Source organism: Nitrospira sp. BLG_2 (assembly GCF_049222245.1).
Genome location: NZ_JBLYIG010000490.1, coordinates 1 through 2,698, shown reverse-complemented (window position 1 = coordinate 2,698; position 2,698 = coordinate 1). Strand labels below are relative to the sequence as shown.

The following is a 2,698-nucleotide window of genomic DNA, read 5'->3' as shown; positions in this document are numbered from 1 at the left end:
CCTGTATGTGGACCATCGGCTCAATCTCTTTCTTCTGTTCCTCCGTCACGCTATATTGCATATAGTCGTGTTCTAGTGCTTCATTGACGTAAAGCAGCCCAGTCGGCGCCAAGAACGCGAAGTCTTCTTCCATGGTTCCTTTCGGTCCAACCGTGACGGATTGTTCATTGACTGTTCGGATATAGGGATGCCACACCACCAGCTTGTAGGTGCCGGGCGGCACATCGGTGATCGTGAAACGGCCCTGCTCATCCGTCTTGGCGAAGTAGGGATTGCTGACGGCCAGACCCCAGCTCTCCATGTAGGCGTGGAAGCCGCATTGCATGACGAAGACCCGGCGGTCTTTGCTGAGCATGACCAATTCTTTTTTCGGCGCTCCGGCCTTGTGTTTGTGGTCCAGCGCGGCGTCTCCGCGGTCTCTGAAGCTTCGTGGATGTTGTGGGTTCATCGGAAGCGGGACGTTGAAGAGGACGCGCGCACCCAAATGTGACGTCTCATAGGCTTGGATGTCGTGCATGACCGGGTCCATGTTGACGACCGTCACCGGTTTGTTGTCCCGCACCACCGTCGTGAATGGGAGAAAGAGGCAATCTTTCGCTTCGATCTGTGGAACCCCGTCGTCCTCAAAGGGTTTCCCTTTCTTGACTTCCTCGCGATAGACCACCCCGTCTAGGAACTTGCCGCTTGGCCCGATGTTGAACGGTTGAAGAAGGCGCCAGCCTTGCCCATCGGAAATGCGCCCGCAATAGTAAGGATCGGGCAAGGTGGTGAGATTGTAACCCTTTGGCTTCGGGATCTGGCCCTCCAAGCGCACCGTGCCTGTGAGCGTTCCTCCGTCGGATACCGCAATGACTTCGTAACACCAGGCCGGCGAGACCGTTCCGATGAGTATGGCGAGCATTGTACTCACGCAATATCGCATGGCGTTCCCCTTATCATGAGAGTAGATTGAAAGGCATGTCCTTTCGCGAAGCTAACGAAGGCCGAGTTCATTTCCGATGCATCGGCTCCACCAGGAGTAGAATGGTCTCGGCCGCAAGGTCTCTGATTGTACAATCGGCTTCGTCATCTCCGTTGAAGGTTCAACTCAACTTATGTAGGTGATTGGAGGGGCCGTCCCATCCGCTGCCGACAACGGTTCGCCCCTTCTCGAGCCGTGAGATTGTTGGAATCGGAAGTCAGGACCGCGTTCCAATTGACCAACGCCTCTTCGTGCTGACCAAGTTGTTCGAGCAACAAAGCCAATTCGCATCGTGTTGCGATATCCGTGGGACAGAGCACAAGCGCGTCCAACAGTTGTTGAAGGTGCGTGAACCAATCATGCGTCGATTGGCGGCTCGTGTACGACATGCTGTCCGGCGTGTTCCGATTCTTGTTGGTCATGTCCCTACTCGTTACTTCTTGGCACTCTCAATTGCTCAAAAGGTGTTGCGCAAAGCTCAGTCAGCACCGGCATGATGGCTGCTGTCGTTGGTTTTTACGGCTGTATGCATTTCACGACGGAGCTCTCTATCAGCCCATGCTTGATTCGCGCGTACTTCAGCTACTGCAGGGATAATGCCGCTGCTGAACAAATTCAGGATACCAGGGATGATGAAATCTATCGCGGGCTTAGAACGGCAGTGGAGAGAGGCTGAGGTCTGAGACCCCCGGCTGAAAATTATCCGTGCAAGAATTGCAGGCTTACCCGACTCTGCTGTGATTTAAGGGTGCATTTCTTGCGCCGTGAGTCTGTGATCTTGTTTCGCGAATAGGGAGATAATGCGATCAAGGCAATTAGTCACGAATTCCGTATTCCTTGATCTTGTATTGGAGAGTTCTAAGACTAATGCCCAACAGCTTGGCGGCATTTTCTCGATGGTTCGTGACTTCCTTCAAGGTTCGCTCAATGACTTGTCGTTCGATTTGTTGAATGGGTGTTCCCAGGGCAATTACCATGGTCCGTACATCGTCTTTGCTAACCTGGACTTCTTCAGGAAGATGCGAGGGTTGAATCGTAGCATCCTTCACCGTGACGACCAGCCGCTCCATGAGATTTCGTAATTGCCGAACGTTTCCAGGCCACCCATAGAGCCGTAACAGCCGCATGGCGTCTCGCGAGATTTCTTTCGGCCCGCGGTGATGCTGCGCGCAGGACTCGCGCAGATATCGATCCACCAGCAGAGGGACATCATCCGCCCGATCGCGAAGCGGCGGAAGACGGATAGGAACGACATTGAGCCGATAGTAGAGATCTTCTCGAAAGTCTCCATGTTGGACCGCTTCATCGAGATTCCGATTGGTAGCGGCTATGATTCTCGCATCGACTTTGATGAGTCTCGTTCCGCCCAGACGCCTGAATTCTTTCGTCTCCAACACACGGAGGAAATCAACTTGCGACTTGAGCGAGAGTTCACCCACTTCGTCCAGCAGCAGCGTTCCACCGTCAGCCAGTTCAAACCGTCCGACTTTAGTCGACATGGCGCCGGTGAAAGCGCCTTTCTCATAGCCGAATAGCTCGCTCTCGAAGAGATTTTCAGGTAAGGCTCCGCAATTCAAGGTAATGAACGGCCCGTCGGCCCTCGGGCTCTTATGGTGAATCGCGCGTGCGACGAGTTCCTTGCCGGTTCCGCTTTCCCCGGTGAGCAAGACCGTCACATCGCTGTCCGCCACCATCTCCACCAAGGTATAGACTTGCTGCATGGCCTCGCTCTCGCCG

General features: G+C 54.2%; 3 protein-coding genes. All 3 read right to left on the bottom strand.

The window, feature by feature from the left end; translation table 11 throughout:
* Positions 1–922 (bottom strand): carboxypeptidase regulatory-like domain-containing protein (locus tag ACOSYY_RS13430; protein WP_421663009.1); only part of this gene is annotated, 922 nt, incomplete at its 3' end.
* Positions 923–1,092: 170 nt separating this feature from the next.
* Positions 1,093–1,383 carry a tetratricopeptide repeat protein gene (locus ACOSYY_RS13425; protein ID WP_421663007.1) on the bottom strand — a complete coding sequence of 97 codons (291 nt, stop codon included), beginning with the start codon at positions 1,381–1,383 and terminating at the stop codon, positions 1,093–1,095.
* 393 nt (positions 1,384–1,776) lie between these two features.
* Positions 1,777–2,698, bottom strand: a 922-nt coding sequence (locus ACOSYY_RS13420) for a sigma-54 interaction domain-containing protein (protein ID WP_421663006.1), incomplete at its 5' end; no start/stop codon positions are given.